Genomic DNA, 23,411 nt, shown 5'->3' with positions numbered 1-23,411 from the left:
GTGCGTGTAAATGAATACTTGCATCTTTATTGCTTCTGTTGAAACCATATTTTAAATCACCTTTAATAGGTGATCCAATAGTTGCTAACTGACATCTAATTTGATGATGACGACCCGTTTCTAAATCAACTTCAAGAAGATGATAATTATCTAAAGATTTTAATAATTTATAATGAAGAATTGCTTTTTTACTTCCTTCAATTTCAGAAGAATACGAAGTAGATTTATTATTTTTTGGATTTTTTTTAAGAAACCCAATAAGTGTGTCAATATCTTTTTTTGGCTTATTTTTAACCACCGCCCAATACGTTTTATGTACGGTTTTATCTCTCAACATTTTATTAAAACGTTCTAATGCTTTCGAGGTTCTTGCAAAAACTACAACGCCAGTTGTTGGTCTATCTAATCGGTGAACAACACCTAAAAAAACATTTCCAGGTTTGTTGTATTTTTCTTTAATGTATTCTTTAACAATATCACTTAAAGGTGTATCACCTGTTTTGTCTCCTTGAACAATATCGCCCGATTGTTTATTGATAACAATGAAGTGATTATCCTCAAATAATACATGTAAATTATTTTTGGTTGAAGCCATGTTACAAATTCTCGGTAAGCTGTTGATTTATACCATCAATAAATGTAAGCAATTCTTCTTTCCCGTTTGACGAAGTTGCTGAAGTAACAAAATATTGAGGCATTGTTTCCCAAAGGGTACTCGTCATTTTTTTTGTGTAGAATTGTATGTTTTTATTCAACTTAGATAGTTTTAATTTATCAGATTTAGTAAAAACTATGCAAAATGGAATCTCACTTTGACCTAGAAATGCCATAAATTCCAAATCAATTTTTTGAGGTTCATGCCTGCAATCAATCAATACAAACGTACAAATTAGTTGTTCTCGCTGAAGAAAATAATTTTTTATAAAACTTTGAAAAGTTCTCTTAACAATTTTTGAAACCTTTGCGTAACCGTACCCTGGTAAATCAACTAAAAACCAATTATTATTAATTTTAAAATGATTTATAAGTTGTGTTTTACCTGGTCTTCCAGAAGTTTTAGCTAACTTATTTTGACCAGTTAACATATTTATTAAGGATGATTTACCAACGTTTGAACGTCCAATAAAAGCATATTCAGCGAGTTTTTCTTTTGGGCATTTTAACACATCTGAATTGCTAATTACAAAATCAGCAGTTTTAATTTTCATGATTTACAGGTTTCGTTCTTTTAACCAGTTTTCAAGAATTCTATTAAATTCATCAGGATGTTCCATCATTGGTGCATGTCCACATTTATCAACCCAAAATAAATTAGCATCGGGTAATAATTTTTCAAAATCTACAGCAACTTCTGGTGGTGTAACCAAATCATTCTTTCCCCAAATTAAACAAGTTGGTGTATTCATTTCGGGTAAATCTTTTCCCATATTATGCCGAATAGCACTTTTAGCAATAGCTAAAGTTTTTATGACTCTACTTCTGTCGTTTACCGATGAAAAAACTTCATCAACCATTTCTTTAGAGGCAACATCAGGATTGTAAAAAACTTCTTTTGTTTTTTCTTTTATGTATTCGTAATTTCCTCTTTTTGGGTACGTGTCACCCATAGATTTTTCATACAAACCAGAACTTCCTGTTAACACAAGTCCAGTTACATTTTTTAAATTTAATTTTGTGAAATATAATGCAATATGCCCACCTAAAGAGTTTCCTAAAAGAATAGCTTTATCAATTTTTTTGAAAATCATAAACTCTTTCAAAAATTTTGAAATATTTTTTACATTGGTTTTTAAAAGTGGAAGTGAATATATAGGTAATTCAGGAATAATTACTTTGTAACCATTTTTTGAAAAATGATTAAAAACACCATCAAAATTACTTAATGTACCCATAAGTCCATGAAGCACAATTATAGGTTGTCCTTCACCAGCTTCAGCATAACTAAACTTTCCTTCCGTTATAAGATTATTACTCATTTAAGTATTGATTTTAAGCTAACCACAAAGGTAGCTTTTTTTTCTAAAATACGACTTTTTTATCAATAAGGCTACATCTAAATTTAACTAGTTGTTTTTCAAAAAAGTAGGTGTATAATCTTGTTGAATGTTAAAAGTTATTAACAAAGTGGGTAAAAGTGGATATTTGTGGGAAAAAATTTATATTTTTGAATACACACAAACACATGATGATAAATTTAATTGGGACATACGAATGTAAAGCTGATGCCAAAGGAAGGCTTGCTTTATCAATTGCGTTAAAAAAGCAACTTTCGCCAATATTACAAGATGGTTTTGTGATAAAAAGAGCTGTTTTTCATTCATGCCTGGAATTATACCCCATGTCTGAATGGAATATTTTAATGGCTAGAGTTAACAAGTTGAATAGGTTTGTTAAAAAAAATAATGATTTTATCAGGCGATTTACAGCTGGTGTGAAAATTGTTGAATTAGATGCTTCAGGAAGATTATTAATACCAAAGGATTTACAACAATTTGCTGGAATTTCAAAAGATGTAGTGCTTTCTTCAGCAGTTAATATTATTGAAATTTGGGATAAAGAGAAGTATGAGAAGGTTGTTGATGATTTAGCAGAAGACTTTGGTATGTTAACGGAAGAGGTTATGGGTGATTTTAAATTTGACGATGATGAAGTATCATAATCCTGTATTGTTAAAAGAAAGCATTGATGGTTTAAATATAAAACCAAATGGTGTATATGTTGATGTAACTTTTGGTGGCGGAGGTCACTCAAAAGAACTATTAAATAGGCTAAATGAAGAAGGTAAACTTTTTGCTTTCGATCAGGATGAAGATGCAAAACGAAATAGTATTAATGATGAACGTTTTACATTAATTCCGCAAAATTTTAGATTTATTAAAAGGTATTTGCGCTTTTATGGTGTGAAAAAAGTGGATGGTATTTTGGCAGATTTAGGTGTGTCATCACATCAATTTGATGTGGCTGAACGTGGATTTTCTACAAGGTTTGATGCGGATTTAGATATGAGAATGAATCAAACAGATGAATTATCAGCATTTCAAGTAGTGAATTTTTATAAAGAGCAAAAGTTGGCTAATGTTTTGTTTCAATATGGAGAGTTACGTAATGCTAGAGCAATTGCAAAAAAAATAGTTGAAACAAGAGCTGAAAAAAAAATTAAAACAAGTTTTGAGTTAAAAGAGGTATTGAATGAATTTGTACCAAAAGCAATTGAACATAAAATATTAGCTCAAATATTTCAGGGAATTAGAATTGAAGTAAATCAGGAGATAGAGGCTTTAAAAGAATTTTTATTGCAAACACCCGAAATACTGAATAAAGAAGGAAGGTTGAGTGTTATTTCGTACCACTCTTTAGAAGATAGGTTGGTAAAACGATTTATTAGAAATGGGCTTTTTGAAGGAGAACCTGAAAAAGATTTTTATGGAAATATTTCGGTTCCAATGAAAAAAGTTGGAAAGATGATTATTCCTTCAGCAATAGAAATTAAAAAAAATAATAGAGCTAGAAGTGCGAAATTGAGAATAGCAACATTGAAATAGTAATGTCAAAATTCAAAAAAAGCATATACGATATATTAAAGGGAAACTTTTTAGTAAGTGATAACTCTTTTAAAAATTGGCGTTTTATTTTATTTATAGTATTGCTAATGTTATTAATGATTGCAAGTTCTCATAGTTCAGATAAGCAAGTTATGGAGATTGCTAAGATTAATAAAAAAAATAAAGAATTACAATCAGAATTTGTAGATACTCGTTCAATTGCAATGAAATTAAAATTAGAGTCAACAATTAAAAATAAAGTGTTGGAGTTGGAATTAAAACCAAGTGAAAATCCACCACAAGTTATTAAAGTAACCTCAAAAAACAACTAATATTGTCCGTTACAAAAAAAGGAATATTAAATAAGTTATACATCGTATTTGTGTTTATCGCATTGTTTTTGGTAGCAATTATAGTGAGGCTTACTAATATACAATTTGCTGATGGTGAAAAGTACAGAAATCTATCTGAACAACTTACGCTAAGAAACGATACTATTTATGCAAATAGAGGGAATGTATTTTCGGCTGATGGAAGTTTACTTGCAACATCAATGTCGCAATATGAAATTAGAATGGATGTTGTAACTGTTGATTCAAAAGTATTAGAGAAAGAAATTAAAAATCTTTCTACAGAGTTGTCAAAAATGCTTGGAAATTCTGTTTCATATTGGGAAACCAAAATCAGAAAAGCAAGAAATAGTAAAAATAGGTATTTATTTATTTCAAGAAAACTAGGTTATAATGATTATATGAAAATTAAAAGTTTCCCCATTTTTAATTTAGGAATGTATAAAGGTGGTTTTATTGCAGAGCAATCTACCGTTAGAGCTCACCCGTTAGGTAAAGTAGCAGAAAGAATAATTGGTTATGATGATTATAGAGGAGCACCTGGAATTGAAGGAGCTTATAGAAGTCATTTAAAAGGCACGCCCGGTTGGAGAATGAAGCAAAAAATAGCTAAAGGGTTATGGAAACCTATAAATGACACAAATGAAAAAGAACCTATTGATGGGAAAGATATTGTAACAACAATTGATGTTAATATTCAAGATATTGCGCATCATTCATTATTAAGACAGTTAGAGCATTATAATGCAGAACATGGTTGTGTGGTTGTAATGGAAACAGCTACAGGCGAAATAAAGGCAATTTCAAATTTAGGTAGAAGTTCTCAAGGAAAATATTACGAAAAAAGAAATTATGCAATTTATGAATCTCATGAACCCGGTTCAGCTTTTAAAGTAATGTCTTTAGTTGCGGCTTTAGAATCAGGAAAAATTGATACAAGTACAATTGTTGATACAGGTAAAGGAAAATACAAAATGCATGGAAGATATATTAATGATTCTCATAGAGGTGGTTATGGAAAAATTTCAGCAGCAAGAGCTTTGGAAGTCTCTTCAAATATTGGATTTGCTAGGTTAATTGATGAAAATTTTAGTGAAAAACCTGAAGAATTTATTGATATTTTGAAAAATATGCATTTAAATGATAAACTTGGTTTAACCATAAAAGGAGAAGGTAAACCTAATATTCCAAGTCCGGGTGATAAAATATGGAGTAAAAATGCTTTACCATCAATAGCTTATGGATACAACCTTACTTTAACACCATTACAAATGTTAACATTTTATAATGCAATTGCAAATAATGGAGAAATGGTAAAACCAAAATTTGTGAAAGAAATTCGTTCTTGGGATGAAAAGGTAGCGTATTTTGGAAAAGAAGTAATTGATTCACAAATTTGTTCAAAAAACACAATTAGTAAAGTTCAAGAAGTGCTAAAAAATGTAGTTATTAAAGGTACAGGTCATAAATTATATGATAAAAATTTTTCAATGGCAGGTAAAACTGGTACAGCAAGAACGGAGTATGGAAATTATGAAAAATGGGTTAAAGATAAAAGATATATTTCATCATTTACAGGTTATTTTCCTGCTGAAAACCCAAAGTATTCATGTATTGTAGTAATTCATAAACCAGACATAAAAATTGGTTTTTACGGGGCTGATGTTTCTGGTCCAGTTTTTAAAGATATTGCTCAAAAAATTTATACATCAAACTATATTATTAATACAATTAAAAATACAACTCCAAATTTTGCGAGTGTAAATAATAGTTTCGATTCGTATTTTACAAAGTCTAACACGGAATTTATTTCAATCCCAAATGTTAAAGGGATGGCGGCTATGGATGCCATTCCTTTACTTGAAAACATAGGATTAAATGTTAATTTTCAAGGAGAAGGAAAAGTAAAAGAACAGTCCATAAGTGTTGGTGAAAAGTTAATAAAAGGAGCAACAATAGTTTTAAAATTAATTTAATTGAAATTAGTTAAAGACATATTATATAAAGTTAGCATTAATACTATTTATGGTAGTACCGAAGGAATGGTAAATGCCATTATTTTTGATTCAAGAGAGGTAAAACCAAATAGTTTATTTGTGGCTCAAAAAGGATTGGTATTTAATGGGCATCAATTTATTGATAAAGCAATAGAGTTGGGTGCAACTGTAATTGTTTGTGAAGAATTACCAGAAAAAAGACTTCAGCAAATAACATATATACAAGTTGATGATGCTAATAATGCGTTGGCTATTATAGCGTCAAATTTTTATGACAATCCTTCATCAAAATTAAAGCTAGTTGGAGTTACAGGCACAAATGGTAAAACTACAATTGCTACGTTATTGTATCAATTGTTTCAAAAATCAGGTTATAAAGCAGGGTTATTATCAACTGTAAAAATTATGGTTGATACTGTTCAATATAAAGCAACTCATACTACCCCAAATTCAGTTTTAATTAATAAGTATTTAAACGAAATGGTTGAGTTGGGTGTTGATTTTTGTTTTATGGAAGTAAGTTCTCACGGAATTCATCAAAAAAGAACGGAAGGATTGCAATTTGCAGGAGGTGTTTTTACAAATTTAACACACGATCATTTAGATTATCATAAAACGTTCAAGGGATATAGAGATGTAAAAAAATCATTTTTTGATGGGTTGTCAAAATCAGCTTTTGCTTTGGTAAATATTGATGATAAAAATGGAGCAGTAATGCTTCAAAATACCGTTGCTAAAAAACATTCGTATGCCTTAAAAACAATGGCTGATTTTAAAGCGAAGATTTTAGAAAATCAATTTTCTGGTTTGTTATTAACCATAAATAATAATGAAGTTTGGGCAAAATTAACAGGGAGTTTTAATGCGTATAATTTACTAGCTGTTTATGGAGTTTCAAATTTACTAGGTTTAAATTCAACAGAATCACTAACACATATTAGTGAGTTAGAAAGTGTAAGTGGAAGATTTCAACATTTTATTTCAGAAGGAGGTGTAACTGCAGTTATAGATTATGCACACACACCTGATGCCTTAAAAAATGTAATTGAAACAATTAATGATATAAGAACAGGCAATGAAGAAGTAATTACCGTTGTGGGATGCGGAGGAGACCGAGATAAAGCTAAACGCCCTATTATGGGGCGAATAGCTTCTCAGTTAAGTACACAAATAATTTTCACTTCTGATAATCCAAGAAGTGAAAATCCACAAACAATAATTGAAGAAATTGAAGCTGGAGTTGAACCTAAAAATTTTAAAAAAACCATCTCAATTTTAGATAGAGAACAAGCTATTAAAACGGCTACTAAATTCGCTAAAAAAGGAGATATTATTTTAATCGCAGGAAAAGGTCATGAAACGTATCAGGAAGTAAACGGACAACGTTCACATTTTGACGATTACGAGAAAATAACACAATTATTAAAAGCAATAGAAAGTTAGTACAATGCTATATTATTTATTTGAATATTTAGAAAGTCATTACAAATTAGCAGGAGCAGGATTGTTTCAATACATCTCGTTTAGGTCTGCATTGGCTTTTATAATGTCGTTACTTTTTTCAACAATTTATGGAAAACGAATAATTAATTATCTACAGAGAATGCAAGTTGGAGAATCAGTTAGAGATTTAGGTTTAGAAGGGCAAGTTGAAAAAGCAGGAACTCCAACTATGGGTGGTATTATTATAATTTTAGCAACTTTAATTCCAGTGTTACTAATTTCAAAAATTGATAATGTGTATATCGTAACGCTTGTAGTTACTACATTATGGATGGGAGCTATTGGCTTTTTAGATGATTATATTAAAATCTTCAAAAAAGATAAGAAAGGTTTAAAAGGAAGATTTAAAATTTTAGGGCAAGTTACTCTAGGAATTTTTGTTGGAGCGATGTTTTATTTTCACCCAGGAGTTACTATGAAAGAAAAACTGCCTTTAAAATATCAATATGTAAGTGAAAATGGAACTCCTGTTTTATTTGCAGATGCTGAAAAATCTACTAAAACAACCATTCCATTTTTTAAAAATAATGAGTTCGAGTATGCAGATGTTTTAGGTGTTTTTGGTGAAGGTTTAAAAGATTATGCGTGGTTAATTTTCATTCCAATAGTAATTTTTATCATCACAGCTGTTTCAAACGGAGCAAATTTAACGGATGGTATTGACGGTTTAGCCGCTGGGTCATCAGCAATAATAGTCCTCACTTTAGGTGTTTTTGCATGGGTTTCGGGGAATATTATATTTGCCAATTATTTAGATGTAATGTACATACCAAATTCGGGTGAAATGACCATTTTTATAGCTGCTTTTGTAGGCGCTTTAATTGGGTTTTTGTGGTACAATACGTATCCTGCACAAGTATTTATGGGTGATACAGGAAGTTTAACTATTGGGGGTATTATAGCTGTTTTGGCCATTGCGGTTCGTAAAGAGTTGTTAATTCCAATATTGGCAGGAGTTTTTTTTATAGAAACTTTATCAGTAATACTTCAAGTTAGCTATTTTAAATATTCAAGAAAAAAATATGGTGAAGGAAGGCGAATTTTTAAAATGTCACCATTGCATCATCATTATCAAAAATCAGGTTATCACGAAAGTAAAATTGTAACACGTTTTTGGATTATTGGAATTCTGTTAGCTGTATTTACAATAGTAACTCTAAAGTTACGATAAATGGAAAAATTAGTTGTTTTAGGAGCAGGAGAAAGTGGTGTAGGAACAGCTATTTTGGGAAAACAAAAAGGATATAATGTTTTTGTTTCTGACAAAGGAACAATTGCGAAAAAATATAAAAAAGTTCTTTTAAATAATAATATTTCTTTCGAAGAAGGAAATCATACTGAAGCTAAAATTTTTGAGGCTGACATCGTAATGAAAAGCCCAGGAATTCCTGATGCTATTTCATTAATAATAGCATTGAGGAAAAAAGAGATTCCAGTAATTTCTGAAATTGAGTTTGCTTCAAAATATACAAACGGAGTTATTGTGGGTATTACGGGTTCAAATGGTAAAACCACCACAACTATGTTGGTCAATCATATTTTGAAAAAGGGCAACTTCAATGTGAGTATGGGAGGTAATATTGGAGATAGTTTTGCACAACAAGTGGCAGAAAAAAACGTAGAGAATTATGTGTTGGAGTTGAGTAGTTTTCAATTAGATGGTATTGAAACTTTTGCACCACATATTGCAATAATTACTAATATAACTCCAGATCATTTGGATAGGTATGATTACAAATTTGAAAACTATATCAGTTCAAAATTTAGAATTACTAAAAATCAAACAGCACATGATTTTTTAATTTATGATTATGATGATGAGGTAATTTCAAGTTGGTTAAAAAACAATAAAGTAAATGCCACTTTAGTACCTTTTTCCTTAAAAAATGAATTAGAACAAGGTGTTTATTTAAAAGATAATAACATAATAATAAAATATAAAACAACATATAAAATAATGGGTATTTCAACTTTGGCGTTAAAAGGGAAACATAATACTAAAAATGCAATGGCAGCAGCAATGGCTGCTTCATTGTTAAAAGTTAGAAAAAAAACTATTAGAGAGAGTTTAGAAGATTTTGAAGGAGTTGAACATCGACTTGAACAGGTTTTAAAAATTAATGGAGTTCAATATATAAATGATTCTAAAGCTACCAATGTAAATGCAACATTTTATGCCTTGGATAGTATGCAATCACCAACAGTTTGGATAGTTGGTGGAGTTGATAAAGGGAACGATTATTTAGATCTAATGCCGTTGGTACGGGAAAAAGTAAAAGCTATTATTTGTTTGGGTATTGACAATCAAAAAATAGTACAAACTTTTTATAATGTTGTTGATTTAGTTGTTGAAACTGTCGGTGCCGAAGAGGCTGTTAAAGTTGCATATAAAATTGCAGAAAAAGGAGATAGTGTTTTGTTATCTCCAGCTTGTGCAAGTTTTGATTTGTTTGAAAACTATGAAGATAGAGGTAATAAATTTAAGCAAGCTGTAAGAGAATTATAATAAAAAATATAAAGGAAATACCATAAACATTTGAAAAGCATACTTAAAAATATTGAAGGAGATCGAGCAATTTGGGCAATAGTAACTGTATTGGCTGTTTTGTCTTTTTTGCCGGTTTATAGTGCAAGTACCAATTTGGTTTATGTAGTAAATAATGGCACTACAACTTTTTATTTATTTAAGCATGCATTTTTATTAGCTTGCGGATTTCTAATTATTTATGCGGTGCATAAAATTCCTTTCAGATATTTTAGTGGAGGCTCGGTTTTAATGATTCCTTTAGTTATAGTTTTATTAATTTATACGCTAACACAAGGAACTACTATTGGTGGTGCTAATGCAAGTAGATGGATTCAAATTCCTTTTATTGGTATTGGATTTCAAACATCAACACTAGCAGGTTTGGTGATTATGATTTATGTAGCGCGTTATTTAGCTCGAAATAAAGATAAAGAGATAGTTTTTAAAGAAACTTTTTTACAGTTGTGGATACCTGTGGCTTTGATTTTAGCATTGATTTTACCAGCAAATTTTTCAACTACGGCTATTGTTTTTTTAATGGTTTTATTAGTTGCTTTTATTGGAGGTTATCCATTAAAATATATTGCATCTGTTGTGGGAATAGGTGTGCTAAGTTTAATTCTATTTGTGTTTGTTGCAAAAGCATTTCCTAATGTAATGCCAAATAGAGTTGATACTTGGATTAGTAGAGTAGAAAATTTTTCAAACAAAAATGCTGAAGATGGTTATCAGGTTGAAAAAGCTAAAATAGCCATTGCTAGTGGTGGTTTACATGGAAGAGGCCCAGGAAAGAGTATTCAGAAAAATTTTTTACCACAATCTTCATCCGATTTTATTTTTGCAATTATTGTTGAAGAATATGGTTTAGTTGGAGCTTCAGTTGTAATACTCATGTACTTTTTATTGCTTTTCAGAATTGTAATGGCAGCTAAAAAGGCGACCAGCATATTTGCAACATTGCTAATTATTGGCGTTGGTTTACCAATTATTTTTCAGGCCATAATTAATATGGCAGTTGCGGTTAATTTATTTCCAGTTACCGGGCAAACTTTACCGCTAATAAGTAGTGGAGGTACCTCAATTTGGATGACCTGTTTTGCGCTAGGAATTATTTTAAGTGTAACTGCTGATAAAGAGAAAAAAGAAAGTATAGATAATGAAGAAAATCCTTTAGATATTTTACATGAAACAATCGGTTAATATCATATTAAGTGGAGGTGGAACAGGCGGTCATATTTATCCAGCTGTATCTATTGCAAACGAGTTGAAAGGAAAATATCCTGAAGCTAATTTTTTGTTTGTTGGTGCAAAAGATAGGATGGAGATGGAGAAAGTTCCTCAAGCAGGTTATGATATAAAAGGCTTATGGATTTCAGGAATTCAAAGAAGTTTATCATTAAAAAATTTAGCATTTCCATTTAAACTGATTAGTAGTTTGTGGAATGCTTATAAAATCATTAAAAAATTTAAACCAACTATTGTAATTGGTACTGGCGGTTTTGCAAGTGGGCCAACTTTGTATGTGGCTAGTGTTAAAGGTGTTAAAACAGTCATTCAAGAACAAAATTCATATCCGGGAATTACCAATAAATTGTTAAGTAAAAAAGCTAATAAAATTTGTGTGGCTTATGATGGTTTAGAACGCTTTTTTCCTTCTGAAAAAATTATAAAAACTGGAAATCCGGTGAGGCAAGATTTACTAACTATTGGTGGAAAAAGAGAAGAAGCACAAGCTTATTTTAATTTAAATGCAAATAAAAAAACACTAGTTATTATTGGAGGAAGTTTGGGGGCGAGATCAGTTAATAATTTAATTGAAAAACATATTAATTGGTTGGTTTCAAACAATGTACAGGTAATTTGGCAAACAGGAAAATTATATTACGAAGAGTTTAAAAAATATGATGATTTAGAAGGTGTTCAAACATTTGCATTTTTAAACAGAATGGACTTAACCTATGCGGCGGCAGATATTTTAATTAGTAGAGCGGGAGCGAGTTCAATTTCTGAATTATGCATTGTTGGTAAGCCAGTTATTTTTATTCCATCTCCAAATGTTACTGAAGATCATCAAACCAAAAATGCCTTAGCGGTTGTAACTAAAAATGCTGCTTTGTTATTGAAAGAGTCAGAGTTAAATATGTTTCAAACGATGTTTAAAGAGTTAATAAATGATGAAAATCTACAACAAAAATTAAGTGAAAATATTAAAAAATTGGCATTGCCTAGTGCAACAAAAGATATTGTAAAAGAAATTGAAAAATTAATGATTAGTTAATTGATTTGAACTTAGAAAATATACATAACGTCTATTTTATTGGTATTGGAGGAATCGGTATGAGCGCTATTGCCAGCTATTTTAAAAGTAGTGGTAAAAATGTGGCTGGTTATGATAGAGTTGCTTCAGAAGTCACCAATTCACTTCAAAATAGTGGAATAATTATTCATTTTGAAGATTCAATAGATTTAATACCTTCTGAATTTAAACTAAAGAAAGGTACAATAATTGTTTATACACCTGCAATTCCTAAAAATAATTTAGAATTGGGTTACTTTTTAATTAATGATTTTACAGTGTTAAAACGTTCAGAAATTTTAGGTGAAATCACAAAAAACTCTGTTTGTTTAGCGGTTTCGGGTACGCATGGAAAAACAACAACTTCAACAATATTAGGTCATATTTTAAAAGAAGCCAATGTAAATGCTACTTCATTTTTAGGTGGAATTTCAGAAAATTACAACTCAAATCTAATTTTAGGAGGTAACGAAGTTACTGTTGTTGAAGCTGATGAGTTTGATCGATCATTTTTAAAATTGTCACCAAATATTGCATGTATTACTTCAATGGATGCAGATCATTTGGATATTTATAGAAACCATTCTGAATTGGAAAATTCATTTAAAGATTTTGCAAAGAAAGTATCAGATACGTTGATAGTACGAAAAGGATTACCAGTTAAAGCAATAACTTATGGTATTGAAGAAAATGCAGATTACGATGCTAAAAATATAAGAATTGAAAATGGAGCATATATTTTTGACGTGCAAACACCTACAGAATACTTTAAAAATATACATACAAATTTACCAGGAAAACATAATGTGCTAAATACGGTGGCGGCTTTGGCAATGGCAACTATTTTTGGAATTTCAATTCCTGTCATTGCTAAAGCTTTACTAACTTTTAAAGGTATTAAAAGACGTTTTTCTTATAAAATTAAAACAGAAAATTTAGTATTGATTGACGATTATGCACATCATCCAACAGAAATAAATGCAGTTATAAATTCGGTAAAAGAAATGTATCCAACTAAAGAAATTTTAGGTGTTTTTCAGCCACATTTATATAGTAGAACACAAGATTTTATAGATGATTTTGCAAGAAGTTTATCAAATTTTGATGAAATAATTTTACTTGATATTTATCCAGCTAGAGAATTACCAATTGAGGGAGTTACTTCAGAATGGTTATTAGGTAAAATTGACATAAAAAATAAGCTAGTTTCTTCGAAAGAAAAATTAGTTGAGAACGTTTTAAAATCTAAAGCACAAATAATTGTTATGATTGGTGCAGGAGATATTGGTGAATTAGTTGATGTAATTAAAAATAATTTGAGCATTGAAAATTAATTGGAATTACATAAAAGGTACTGTGCTACTTGGTTTTGTAGCATTTTTATATAGTTTTTCAAATCAGAAAAATAGTGTAATAAAAGTACGAGAAATAGTAATTGAATTTGAAGAAGGAAATAACCTTTTTATGAATTATCAAATAGTTAATAAATTGTTAATACAAAATAACACAACAGTTAAAAACCAAGCAAAATCTGTTATAGATTTACATCAATTAGAGGCAAATGTACTGTCACACCCCATGGTGGAAGATGCAGCTATTTTTTTAACAGTTGATGGTTTGTTGAAAGCAAAGATAAAACAACGAACACCCATCGCAAGAGTTCTATCAAATACAAGGAGTTATTACATTGATAAACAGGCGAAAAAAATGCCTTTATCAGAAAATTATTCAGCTAGAGTATTGTTGGTTTCTGGTGATGTAAATGAAGGTGATATTGAAGAAATTCATTATTTGGTAACAGCAATTTTAAATGATGAGTTCTTAAAAAAACAATTGATTAGCATTAAAAAAATGCCGAATAATGAGTTTATTTTGAACACTAGAGTTGGCGATCAAAAAATAGTATTAGGTAACACAACCAATTTGAATCAGAAATTCAAAAAATTGAAATCGTTTTTTAACAAAACGATGGCAGATAAAACGATAGAAAAGTATAGCGCAATAAATTTAAAATACAACAACCAAGTTGTCTGTACAAAAAAGTAAATTATGGAGAACAATGATATTTCAGTAGGACTAGACATAGGAACAACAAAAATTGTTGCTATGATTGGACGTAGAAATGAATATGGAAAAATTGAGCTGCTTGGTACAGGAAAAGCCAAAAGTTTAGGTGTGCATAGAGGGGTTGTTAATAATATTACTCAAACTATACAATCAATACAAGCTGCTGTTGATGAGGCAATTGCAGTTTCTGGAATTAAAATTACTGAAGCTGTTGTTGGTATTGCAGGGCAGCATATTAGAAGTTTACAACATAGCGATTATATTACGCGTCCAAATTCGGAAGATGTAATTAGTGATGAAGATTTAGAAAAACTAGAAAAGCAAGTTTATAAATTAGTAATGCTTCCAGGGGAAGAAATAATTCATGTGCTTCCACAAGAATTTAAAGTTGATGGGCAAGCTGAAATTACAGAACCTGTTGGAATGTATGGTGGTAGGTTAGAAGCTAATTTTCATGTAGTAGTTGGGCAAGTTTCATCCATTCGAAATATTGGTCGTTGTATTAAAAGTGCAGGGTTAAATTTAGCGGGAATAACTTTAGAACCATTAGCATCAGCTGAAGCTGTTTTAAGCACTGAGGAAAAAGAAGCTGGAGTTGCTTTAATTGATATTGGTGGTGGAACAACAGATTTAGCTATTTTTAAAAATGGAATTATCCGCCATACAGCAGTGGTACCTTTTGGAGGGAATGTAATTACTGAAGATATTAAAGAAGGATGTTCAATTATTGAAAAACAAGCTGAATTATTAAAAACAAAATTTGGATCTGCTTGGCCTGGTGAAAATAAAGATAATGAAATTGTTTCCATTCCAGGTTTAAGAGGAAGAGATCCAAAAGAAATTACGTTGAAGAATTTGTCAAAAATAATCCATGCACGTGTTGTTGAAATAATTGAGCAAGTTTTTTTAGAAATAAAAAATTACGGTCATGAAGAGCCAAAGAAAAAATTAATTGCTGGTATTGTGTTAACAGGTGGTGGTGCTCAGTTAAAGCATATAAAGCAATTAGTAGAATATATTACAGGGATGGATACCAGAATTGGATATCCAAATGAAAATTTAGCAGGTGATTCAGATGAAAGTTTATCAAGCCCACAATATGCAACAGCAGTAGGGCTTTTAATGAATGGTTTAAACAAGATTGACAAAAATAAAGAAAAGGATTCTCAATTAGAAAAAGAAGAGCCTTTAAAAGAAGAAAACGGAGATGAAGTAGAAGCAAAAGAACCTAAAAAATCCATTTTTGAAAAATGGGGAGATAAGTTTAGAGATTTTTTAGATAATGCAGAGTAAATTAATTAAGAAAAAGACTAATAAATAGATATTATGAGCAGTTCAGATTTTAGCAACATTTCATTTGATTTACCAAAAAATCAGTCCAACGTTATTAAAGTTATAGGAGTTGGTGGCGGCGGTAGTAATGCCGTTAATCATATGTATACACAAGGAATAAAAGGTGTTGATTTTGTAATTTGTAATACCGATGCTCAGGCATTACAAAACAGTCCAATCCCAATAAAAATACAGTTAGGAGTTTCTTTAACCGAAGGTTTAGGAGCAGGTGCAAACCCTGAAGTTGGTGAACAAGCGGCTATAGAAAGTATTCAAGAAATAAAAGATATGCTTTCTTCAAACTCTAAAATGGTATTTATCACTGTTGGAATGGGTGGTGGAACAGGCACAGGTGCAGCACCTATTATTGCTAAAGTAGCGAAAGAGCTAGATTTGTTAACTATCGGTATTGTTACTACTCCATTTAGTTTTGAAGGTAAAATGCGTAATGAACAAGCTCAAAAAGGTATTGAAAAATTGCGAGAATATGTAGATTCAATGGTTGTAATTAACAATAATAAGTTAAGAGAAGTTTATGGAAATCTTGGTTTTAAGGCAGGCTTCTCAAAAGCTGATGAAGTATTATCTACTGCTTCACGTGGTATAGCTGAAGTTATTACACATCATTACACACAAAATATCGATTTAAAAGATGCTAAAACAGTACTTTCTAATAGTGGTACTGCAATTATGGGTTCTTCAAGTTCAAGTGGTGTTAATAGATCGGAAGAAGCAATTTCAAAAGCATTACATTCTCCGTTATTGAACGATAATAAAATTACTGGAGCTAAAAATGTATTGTTATTAATTGTTTCTGGTGCTGAAGAAATTACTATTGATGAAATTGGTGAGATTAACGATTATATTCAGGCTGAAGCTAAATCTGATGTAAATATTATTATGGGGGTTGGTGAAGATGAATCGTTAGGTGATGCTATTTCAGTGACTATTGTTGCGACAGGGTTTAATATAGATCAGCAGCATGAAATATCAAATACAGATCCTAAAATAATAATTCACCCACTTGGTGATGAACAGGAAGCATCTTATGATTTTTCAGAAAAAAGATTAGAAAGCCCTTTGAGAAATTCAACAAATAATGTAATTGAAGACATGCAAAAAGTTGAAGATAAAGTAGTATATGATTTAGGGGAAGAAATAGAAGAGGAATTTGAAATAATACCTACTACTGAGTTTATTAAGAATATTAATGTGGTTTATGATGAAATTTCATTAGATACAGTTGATGATTTTGTAATAACTTCAATGAATAGTTCAGAAAAAGAAGAAGAGATTGAAATTAAAAAAGAAAAAACCCAAATTTCATTAACATTTGATTTGCCAATTTCTGAAGTAAAAAAACAAACTAAAATTGAAGACCCGAAAATGAATATTGAGAGTATTGAAGTTTTTGATCATCAAATTGTAAACTCTCCAAAAGAAATAGTAGAAGATGTATATTTTTCATTGGAAGATTATACAGAATTAGAAGATAACTTAACGAAGGCTTCTAAACCAACGCTAATTGAGGAAGAAAAGGTGGATAATTTAAACTTTTCACTAAGGTCTGAATCTAAAATTGATTCTGAATTAGAGGAGACAATTAAAAACCATGAAGTTATAGATTATAAAGAAGTTTCGCCACTAGATTTAACAATTGATGAATTGCAAAAAAGAGCAGCTCAAAGACGTGAAAAAATGAAAAATTTCAATTATAAATTTGTAAATAGAGTTAATAAAAATATAGACGAAATAGAGAAAGAACCAGCTTATAAAAGAATGGGAGTTGAATTAGATGAAACATCACATTCATCAGAAATTAACCAATCAAGAACAACACTTGAGGTTGATGATAACGATGATATACAATTCCGTTCTAACAATTCATTTTTACATGATAATGTAGATTAATAATATTGCCCAAAGACGAATGCCCTTAGATGAATTTTCTAAGTTTTAAACTCGGAAATCTTTATTAATATTAAAGATTTTCGGGTTCTTTTTTTCTATCTTCGCAAAACAAAAATTACTTAATATGGGTTTACAACAAGATTTAATGATTAAAATTAAAGAAGCTATGAAAGCTAAAGATGCTGTAGCTTTAGAATCTTTAAGAGCAATAAAATCTGAAATATTATTGGAGCAAACAAAAGGAGGTGCATCAAGTGAGTTAACTAAAGAGGAAGAAATTAAATTACTTCAGAAATTGGTAAAGCAGAGAAAAGATAGTGCAATAATTTATAAAGACCAGGGAAGAGATGATTTAGCGGCACCTGAATTAGCCCAAGTTGAAGTAATTGCTAAATTTTTACCAGAACAAATGAATGAAGATGATTTAAAAAAAGTGATAGCTGAAATTATGAAAAAAGTGGGTGCAACATCAATGAAAGATATGGGGAAAGTAATGGGAATGGCATCAAAACAATTGGCTGGTAAAGCTGATGGCAAAGCTATTTCTACAGCTGTAAAACAGCTTTTAGGTTAAAAAAATATGGCCTCGTGGCGCAACTGAATAGCGCACTGGATTTCGGCTCCAGCGGTTGCAGGTTTGAATCCTGCCGGGGTCACTAAATAAAAACACAAACAATAGTAAATACTAGAGTTTGTGTTTTTACCAATTTTTGAGACAAATCAAGTTATTTTAATATGTTAAATACATAATATGATTTGGATTTGAGTGTGTATTGGAAATTTTAAAATCATATTTTCCAACTATTTTAAACCCTACTTTTGTGTAGAATTTAATTGCTCTTTGATTTTCTACCCAAACTGCTAGCCAAATTCCATTTTGTTGATTTCTTTTAGATAATTCTATATTAAAATTGAATAATTTTAACCCTAATTTTTGACCGTAAAATTCTTTCAATAAATAAAACCGGTCTAATTTTGAAATTTTTTGATACTCAATATTACTATTTGGAATGTTTAACTCAATTTTTGAATACCCCGCAATTTTATTTTTATAATAAATTAAGTGGTATTCAATATTTGGATTATTTAACTCCTTTGAGAGTGTCTCTTTATTGTAATTTTTAGTAACAAAGTTATCAATATTTTCTTTAGAGGCACTTTTTCCATGTGATTCCAAAAATGATTTTTCACCAATTTCAGCTATTAATTCACAATCTTCAATTTTACCTTTAATTATTTTTATCACAGATTAAATTCTTATTAGTTGTAACGATTTAGTTTTGATTTCTTCCTTTTAAATCTTTTCTGATTTTAGGTTGAGAAATAAGTTAAATATAGATAAATTTTGTTGGGTTGTTACTAAGCCTATTAATCAATCTTACATTGTATCATTTTTCTTTTAAAAGTATGGATAACTGACTTAAGTCATATAAAATCAGACAATATTTTAAGAACTTTATATAGAATATTAAAGTATGCAGTATGAATCGTTTAGACTCAGTATCAAAAATAATGACAACAAAGCTTGTGACGTTAACTTTATTTGATGATTTATTTAAAGCAGAAAAACTATTTAAAGAACATCATATTCGGCATATTCCTATTGTAGAAGATGAACATATTATTGGAATGTTGGGATTTACAGATTTGGAGAGAATTAGTTTTTTAGATGCTTATGATACAAATGAAACGCAAATTGATAATGCTATTTATAAGATGTTAAATATTGGTCAAATAATGGTTAAAAATTTGATAAAAATAAATTCTTCAACTACAATAAAGTCAGTTGTAGAAATATTATCTAAGAATGAATTTCATGCATTGCCTGTTGTAGAAAATAATGTACTAGTTGGCATTGTTACCACAACGGATATATTAAAATATTTATTAAAACAGTATTAATTGGAATTTAATTAATTATTCTGGAGAAACTAAATATTTTAAATTTTCTATAGTTTTTGTTGGGTTTTCACTTTTAAAAATAAAGCTTCCAGCTACAAAGGCATCAACACCAGTTTCTGATAGTTTTTCAATATTTTGATCAGTAACTCCACCATCAACTTCAATAAGTGCTTTAGATTTAGTAAATTCAATTAAATGTTTTAGTTGTTCTACCTTTTTATAGGTGTTTTCAATAAAACTTTGCCCTCCAAAACCTGGATTAACACTCATTATTAAAACAAGGTCTAAATTACCAATTATATCTTCTAAAACGGCTATAGGAGTATGTGGATTTAATGAAACTCCAGCTTTCATTCCAGTAGCTTTTATTGCTTGAACAGTTCTATGTAAATGTGTGCAAGCTTCATAATGTACTGTTAAAATGTCGGCTCCAACTTTTTTAAAATCGGAAATGAATCTATCTGGATCAACAATCATTAAATGTACATCCATTGTTTTGGTAGCGTGTTTTTTAATGGCGCTAATAACGGGCATTCCAAATGAAATATTTGGAACAAATACACCATCCATTACATCAATATGAAACCAATCAGCTTTGCTGTTATTTACCATTTCAATATCACGTTGCAAGTTGCTAAAATCTGCGGCTAAAATTGAAGGAGCAATAATTTTATTCATTTTATTTGTTGTTGTTTTTACAAAAGTATTATTTAAAAAAGAAAAACGCCCGATATTTCGAGCGTTTTCTTTAGTTATTATCCTAAATATGTTTTCAATATTTTACTTCTTGAAGTATGTTTTAATCGTCTAATTGCTTTTTCTTTGATTTGACGAACACGTTCACGGGTTAAATCAAAAGTTTCACCAATTTCTTCTAAAGTCATTGGGTGTGCATCACCTAAACCAAAGTATAATTGAACTACATCAGCTTCTCTAGGTGTTAAGGTTTCTAATGCTCTTTCAATTTCAACTTTTAATGATTCATGTAATAAAGCCATGTCTGGATTTGGAGATTCACCTGTATTTAATACATCGTATAAGTTTGAATCTTCACCTTCAATTAAAGGTGCATCCATAGATACGTGACGACCAGAATTTTTCATAGATTCTTTAACGTCATTAATAGTCATATCTAATTTCTTAGCAATTTCTTCAGCAGAAGGAGGTCTTTCGTTTTCTTGCTCTAAAAATGCATACATTTTATTAATTTTATTGATAGAGCCAATTTTATTTAATGGTAAACGAACAATACGAGATTGCTCAGCTAATGCTTGTAAAATTGATTGACGAATCCACCAAACAGCATAAGAAATAAATTTAAAACCACGAGTTTCATCAAAACGTTTAGCAGCTTTTATTAATCCTAAGTTTCCTTCATTTATTAAATCGGGCAATGTTAAGCCTTGATTTTGGTATTGTTTAGCTACAGATACAACAAAACGTAAATTTGCTTTTGTTAATTTTTCTAAAGCTAATTGGTCTCCAGCTCTAATTTTTTGTGCTAATTCCACTTCCATTTCAGCAGTAATTAAATCAACTTTACCAATTTCTTGTAAATATTTATCTAATGATGCTGTTTCTCTATTAGTAACTTGTTTTGTAATTTTAAGTTGTCTCATTTTAGTAGCTAAAGTTTTTATTTATATATGATGTACACAATATTATACGTAGTAATTTGAGAAATGTTACAAAAATATTAGTAATATTATTAATTTTTCATATAATTTTATAAGTGAATTTCATAAAAAAGCTTCTTAATTTAAATTAAGAAGCTTTAATAATTATTTTATGAAGATTTATTTTTCTTCTCTTTTATCTTTTCTTTCTTCTCTTGGAGGTCTTGGTAATAATGCTTTTTTAGAAACTTTTTCTTTTCTAGTTTTTGGATCTCTTCCAAAATATTTTACATCAAAAACATCTCCCATATTTACAACATCAGTAACATTGTTTGTACGTTCCCAAGCTAATTCAGAAATATGTAATAATACTTCATTTCCAGGAGCTTCAACATATTCTACAACAGCACCAAAGTCCAGTATTTTAATAACTTTTACTTCGTAAACGCTACCTCTTTCAGGTTTAAATGTGATAGAGTCAATTTTAGCTAAAACAGCAGCAATACCATCTTGGTTTGTTCCTAAAATTTCAACAATACCTTCTTCAGTTACGGGATCTTCATTAATTACGATAGTACATCCAGTTGTTTTTTGTAATTCTTGAATTACTTTTCCTCCAGGACCAATTAAAGCACCAATAAATTCACCAGGAATTGTTTTAGATACCATTTTTGGAGCATGAGCTTTTACAGTTGCATTTGGTTGTGCAATTGTATTTGTAATTAAATTTAAAATATGTAATCTACCTTCACGTGCTTGTTTTAGTGCATTTACTAAAATTTCGTACGATAAACCTTTAATTTTAATATCCATCTGACAAGCTGTTATACCGTCAGCAGTTCCAGTAACTTTAAAATCCATATCTCCTAAATGATCTTCATCACCTAAAATATCTGATAATACAGCGTAACGATTACCATCAGAAATTAATCCCATAGCAATTCCCGAAACTGGTTTTTTCATTTCAACACCAGCATCCATAAGTGCCATTGTTCCTGCACAAACTGTTGCCATTGATGATGAACCATTAGATTCTAATACTTCAGAAACTACACGAACAGTATAAGGGCAATTTTCAGAAATCATACCTTTTAAAGCACGTTGTGCTAAATTTCCGTGACCAACTTCACGACGAGAAGTACCTCTTAATGGGCGTGCTTCACCTGTACAAAAAGGAGGGAAGTTATAATGTAAATAAAATGTTTCTTCACCTTCGTAGGATGGCATATCAATTTTATTGGCTTCTCTTGATGTTCCTAAAGTAACTGTTGCTAATGCCTGAGTTTCTCCTCTAGTAAAAATAGCTGAACCATGTGTTGATGGTAAGTAATCTACCTCACACCAAATTGGTCTAATTTCGGTTGTTTTTCTACCATCTAATCGTAAACCTTCACTTAATGTTAATTCGCGAACCGCTTCTTTTTCTGCTTTACTGTAATAACCTCCAACAAGGTGGCCAAATTCAGCCATCTCGTCTTCTGTAAATGAAGCTTTTACTTCTTCTTTAATTTCAGCAAAAGCATTAGTGCGTTCTACTTTAGATGTTCCTTTTTTTGCTATTGCATAACATTTATCGTACGCTAAATCGTGTATTCTTTTTGCTAAGTCTTCGTTTTCTTCAGCAGTTTCATATTCACGAACTTCTTTTTTGCCAAAGGCTTCTGCTAAACGTATTTGAGCAGCAATTTGAATTTTAATAGCTTCGTGTGCAAATTTAATTGCATCTGCCATATCTTCTTCGCTACATTCGTCCATTTCACCTTCAACCATCATCACAGAATCTGCAGAAGCACCTATCATCATATCCATATCAGCCTCATCTAATTGAGCTCTACTTGGATTGATAACAAATTCTCCGTTAATTCTTGCAACACGTGCTTCAGAAATAGCGCATTCGAATGGGAAGTCACTTAATTGAATTGCTGCAGATGCTGCTAATCCTGCCATTGCTTCGGGCATTACATCTTCGTCATGAGACATTAACTGAATCATCACTTGTGTTTCTGCGTGGTAATCTTTTGGGAAAAGTGGGCGTAAAACTCTGTCTACTAAACGCATTGTTAATACTTCACCATCACTTGGTCTAGCTTCTCTTTTGAAGAAACCTCCAGGATAACGACCTGCGGCTGCAAATTTTTCACGATAATCTACTGTTAATGGTAAAAAATCGACATCGCTTTGTTTGTAATTGGAAACAACTGTACATAACAACATACATTTTCCTGATTGAACAACAACAGAACCATGTGCTTGTTTTGCTAATTTTCCGGTTTCTAATGAGATGGTTCTTCCATCTCCTAAATCAATAATTTCTTTAAATACCTTTGGTATCATAAATAATGTTTTAATTTTAATTAAACAATTGGTT

General features: G+C 30.3%; 22 protein-coding genes and 1 tRNA gene. 16 read left to right on the top strand and 7 right to left on the bottom strand.

The window, feature by feature from the left end:
- The 3 genes from QM495_RS02220 to QM495_RS02210 all read right to left on the bottom strand — a co-directional run.
- On the bottom strand, nt 1-595 hold a 595-nt coding region (locus QM495_RS02220; RefSeq protein WP_408670471.1), incomplete at its 3' end, for an RluA family pseudouridine synthase.
- Between the two features lies 1 nt (nt 596).
- On the bottom strand, nt 597-1,208 hold the full coding sequence (gene yihA / locus QM495_RS02215; RefSeq protein WP_408670470.1) for a ribosome biogenesis GTP-binding protein YihA/YsxC: 612 nt from the start codon (nt 1,206-1,208) through the stop codon (nt 597-599).
- A gap of 3 nt (nt 1,209-1,211) precedes the next feature.
- On the bottom strand, nt 1,212-1,976 hold the full coding sequence (locus tag QM495_RS02210; protein WP_408670469.1) for an alpha/beta fold hydrolase: 765 nt from the start codon (nt 1,974-1,976) through the stop codon (nt 1,212-1,214).
- A gap of 209 nt (nt 1,977-2,185) precedes the next feature.
- On the opposite strand from QM495_RS02210, the gene QM495_RS02205 reads away from it, so the two are divergent.
- The 15 genes from QM495_RS02205 to QM495_RS02135 all read left to right on the top strand — a co-directional run bounded on the left by QM495_RS02205 (nt 2,186) and on the right by QM495_RS02135 (nt 18,181).
- Nucleotides 2,186-2,659, top strand: coding sequence for a division/cell wall cluster transcriptional repressor MraZ (locus QM495_RS02205; protein WP_408670475.1), 474 nt, complete (start codon nt 2,186-2,188; stop codon nt 2,657-2,659).
- Nucleotides 2,646-3,542: a 16S rRNA (cytosine(1402)-N(4))-methyltransferase RsmH gene (gene rsmH / locus QM495_RS02200; protein ID WP_408670474.1), complete on the top strand. Its 897-nt coding sequence runs from the start codon at nt 2,646-2,648 to the stop codon at nt 3,540-3,542. Before QM495_RS02205 ends, rsmH begins: the two co-directional genes overlap by 14 nt.
- Before the next feature lie 2 nt (nt 3,543-3,544).
- A complete protein-coding gene (locus QM495_RS02195; protein WP_408670468.1) occupies nt 3,545-3,874 on the top strand; it encodes an FtsL-like putative cell division protein in 330 nt (109 codons plus the stop codon).
- Nucleotides 3,875-3,876: 2 nt separating this feature from the next.
- Nucleotides 3,877-5,868: a penicillin-binding protein gene (locus QM495_RS02190; protein WP_408670467.1), complete on the top strand. Its 1,992-nt coding sequence runs from the start codon at nt 3,877-3,879 to the stop codon at nt 5,866-5,868.
- A complete protein-coding gene (locus QM495_RS02185; RefSeq protein ID WP_408670466.1) occupies nt 5,869-7,332 on the top strand; it encodes a UDP-N-acetylmuramoyl-L-alanyl-D-glutamate--2,6-diaminopimelate ligase in 1,464 nt (487 codons plus the stop codon).
- Nucleotides 7,333-7,336: 4 nt separating this feature from the next.
- Nucleotides 7,337-8,563, top strand: a complete 1,227-nt coding sequence (gene mraY, locus QM495_RS02180) for a phospho-N-acetylmuramoyl-pentapeptide-transferase (protein WP_408670465.1) — start codon at nt 7,337-7,339, stop codon at nt 8,561-8,563.
- Entirely contained in the window at nt 8,564-9,898 is a 1,335-nt protein-coding gene (gene murD / locus QM495_RS02175; RefSeq protein WP_408670464.1) for a UDP-N-acetylmuramoyl-L-alanine--D-glutamate ligase, read from the top strand.
- A gap of 30 nt (nt 9,899-9,928) precedes the next feature.
- Entirely contained in the window at nt 9,929-11,119 is a 1,191-nt protein-coding gene (locus QM495_RS02170; protein ID WP_408670463.1) for an FtsW/RodA/SpoVE family cell cycle protein, read from the top strand.
- A complete protein-coding gene (murG, locus tag QM495_RS02165; protein ID WP_408670462.1) occupies nt 11,103-12,197 on the top strand; it encodes an undecaprenyldiphospho-muramoylpentapeptide beta-N-acetylglucosaminyltransferase in 1,095 nt (364 codons plus the stop codon). The genes QM495_RS02170 and murG overlap by 17 nt, the downstream gene beginning before the upstream one ends.
- Before the next feature lie 5 nt (nt 12,198-12,202).
- A complete protein-coding gene (gene murC / locus QM495_RS02160; protein ID WP_408670461.1) occupies nt 12,203-13,549 on the top strand; it encodes a UDP-N-acetylmuramate--L-alanine ligase in 1,347 nt (448 codons plus the stop codon).
- A 130-nt stretch (nt 13,550-13,679) separates the two neighbouring features.
- A complete protein-coding gene (locus QM495_RS02155; RefSeq protein WP_408670473.1) occupies nt 13,680-14,261 on the top strand; it encodes a cell division protein FtsQ/DivIB in 582 nt (193 codons plus the stop codon).
- A gap of 3 nt (nt 14,262-14,264) precedes the next feature.
- The gene (gene ftsA, locus QM495_RS02150; protein ID WP_408670460.1) at nt 14,265-15,575 is read left to right on the top strand and encodes a cell division protein FtsA; all 1,311 of its coding nucleotides are present in this window, start codon (nt 14,265-14,267) and stop codon (nt 15,573-15,575) included.
- 33 nt (nt 15,576-15,608) lie between these two features.
- Nucleotides 15,609-17,525 (top strand): cell division protein FtsZ, encoded by a 1,917-nt coding sequence (gene ftsZ / locus QM495_RS02145; protein ID WP_408670459.1) that lies wholly within the window; start codon nt 15,609-15,611, stop codon nt 17,523-17,525.
- 124 nt (nt 17,526-17,649) lie between these two features.
- Nucleotides 17,650-18,099, top strand: a complete 450-nt coding sequence (locus QM495_RS02140; RefSeq protein WP_408670458.1) for a GatB/YqeY domain-containing protein — start codon at nt 17,650-17,652, stop codon at nt 18,097-18,099.
- An 8-nt stretch (nt 18,100-18,107) separates the two neighbouring features.
- Nucleotides 18,108-18,181 (top strand) — tRNA-Arg (locus tag QM495_RS02135).
- Between the two features lie 74 nt (nt 18,182-18,255).
- On the opposite strand, the gene QM495_RS02130 is transcribed toward QM495_RS02135, so the two are convergent.
- Complete coding sequence (locus QM495_RS02130; protein ID WP_408670457.1) at nt 18,256-18,771, bottom strand: GNAT family N-acetyltransferase; 516 nt, start codon at nt 18,769-18,771, stop codon at nt 18,256-18,258.
- Nucleotides 18,772-19,007: 236 nt separating this feature from the next.
- Here QM495_RS02130 and QM495_RS02125 point away from each other — a divergent pair, with 236 nt between their 5' ends.
- A complete protein-coding gene (locus tag QM495_RS02125) occupies nt 19,008-19,427 on the top strand; it encodes a CBS domain-containing protein (protein ID WP_408670456.1) in 420 nt (139 codons plus the stop codon).
- 15 nt (nt 19,428-19,442) lie between these two features.
- Here the strand turns inward: QM495_RS02125 and rpe are convergent, their stop codons facing one another.
- From rpe to QM495_RS02110, 3 genes are all read right to left on the bottom strand, one after another.
- Nucleotides 19,443-20,105, bottom strand: a complete 663-nt coding sequence (rpe, locus tag QM495_RS02120) for a ribulose-phosphate 3-epimerase (RefSeq protein ID WP_408670455.1) — start codon at nt 20,103-20,105, stop codon at nt 19,443-19,445.
- 77 nt (nt 20,106-20,182) lie between these two features.
- Nucleotides 20,183-21,046 (bottom strand): RNA polymerase sigma factor RpoD/SigA, encoded by an 864-nt coding sequence (locus tag QM495_RS02115; protein WP_408670454.1) that lies wholly within the window; start codon nt 21,044-21,046, stop codon nt 20,183-20,185.
- Between the two features lie 177 nt (nt 21,047-21,223).
- Nucleotides 21,224-23,377 carry a polyribonucleotide nucleotidyltransferase gene (locus tag QM495_RS02110; protein ID WP_408670472.1) on the bottom strand — a complete coding sequence of 718 codons (2,154 nt, stop codon included), beginning with the start codon at nt 23,375-23,377 and terminating at the stop codon, nt 21,224-21,226.
- Nucleotides 23,378-23,411 lie beyond the last annotated feature (34 nt).

It is taken from the genome of Lutibacter sp. (assembly GCF_046055765.1).
GTDB lineage: Bacteria > Bacteroidota > Bacteroidia > Flavobacteriales > Flavobacteriaceae > Lutibacter.
The sequence above is the reverse complement of the archived record's forward strand: the minus strand, read 5'-3'. Positions and strand labels throughout refer to the sequence as shown.

Bases quoted from the DNA above. Each gene is read 5' to 3' on its own strand.
- rpe (WP_408670455.1), bottom strand. From the start codon at position 20,105: ATGAATAAAATTATTGCTCCTTCAATTTTAGCCGCAGATTTTAGCAAC.
- murD (WP_408670464.1), top strand. From the start codon at position 8,564: ATGGAAAAATTAGTTGTTTTAGGAGCAGGAGAAAGTGGTGTAGGAACA.
- ftsZ (WP_408670459.1), top strand. From the start codon at position 15,609: ATGAGCAGTTCAGATTTTAGCAACATTTCATTTGATTTACCAAAAAAT.
- QM495_RS02115 (WP_408670454.1), bottom strand. From the start codon at position 21,046: ATGAGACAACTTAAAATTACAAAACAAGTTACTAATAGAGAAACAGCA.
- ftsA (WP_408670460.1), top strand. From the start codon at position 14,265: ATGGAGAACAATGATATTTCAGTAGGACTAGACATAGGAACAACAAAA.
- yihA (WP_408670470.1), bottom strand. From the start codon at position 1,208: ATGAAAATTAAAACTGCTGATTTTGTAATTAGCAATTCAGATGTGTTA.
- QM495_RS02110 (WP_408670472.1), bottom strand. From the start codon at position 23,377: ATGATACCAAAGGTATTTAAAGAAATTATTGATTTAGGAGATGGAAGA.
- QM495_RS02210 (WP_408670469.1), bottom strand. From the start codon at position 1,976: ATGAGTAATAATCTTATAACGGAAGGAAAGTTTAGTTATGCTGAAGCT.
- QM495_RS02205 (WP_408670475.1), top strand. From the start codon at position 2,186: ATGATAAATTTAATTGGGACATACGAATGTAAAGCTGATGCCAAAGGA.
- QM495_RS02140 (WP_408670458.1), top strand. From the start codon at position 17,650: ATGGGTTTACAACAAGATTTAATGATTAAAATTAAAGAAGCTATGAAA.
- QM495_RS02125 (WP_408670456.1), top strand. From the start codon at position 19,008: ATGAATCGTTTAGACTCAGTATCAAAAATAATGACAACAAAGCTTGTG.
- murG (WP_408670462.1), top strand. From the start codon at position 11,103: ATGAAACAATCGGTTAATATCATATTAAGTGGAGGTGGAACAGGCGGT.
- QM495_RS02195 (WP_408670468.1), top strand. From the start codon at position 3,545: ATGTCAAAATTCAAAAAAAGCATATACGATATATTAAAGGGAAACTTT.
- mraY (WP_408670465.1), top strand. From the start codon at position 7,337: ATGCTATATTATTTATTTGAATATTTAGAAAGTCATTACAAATTAGCA.
- rsmH (WP_408670474.1), top strand. From the start codon at position 2,646: ATGAAGTATCATAATCCTGTATTGTTAAAAGAAAGCATTGATGGTTTA.
- QM495_RS02155 (WP_408670473.1), top strand. From the start codon at position 13,680: ATGAATTATCAAATAGTTAATAAATTGTTAATACAAAATAACACAACA.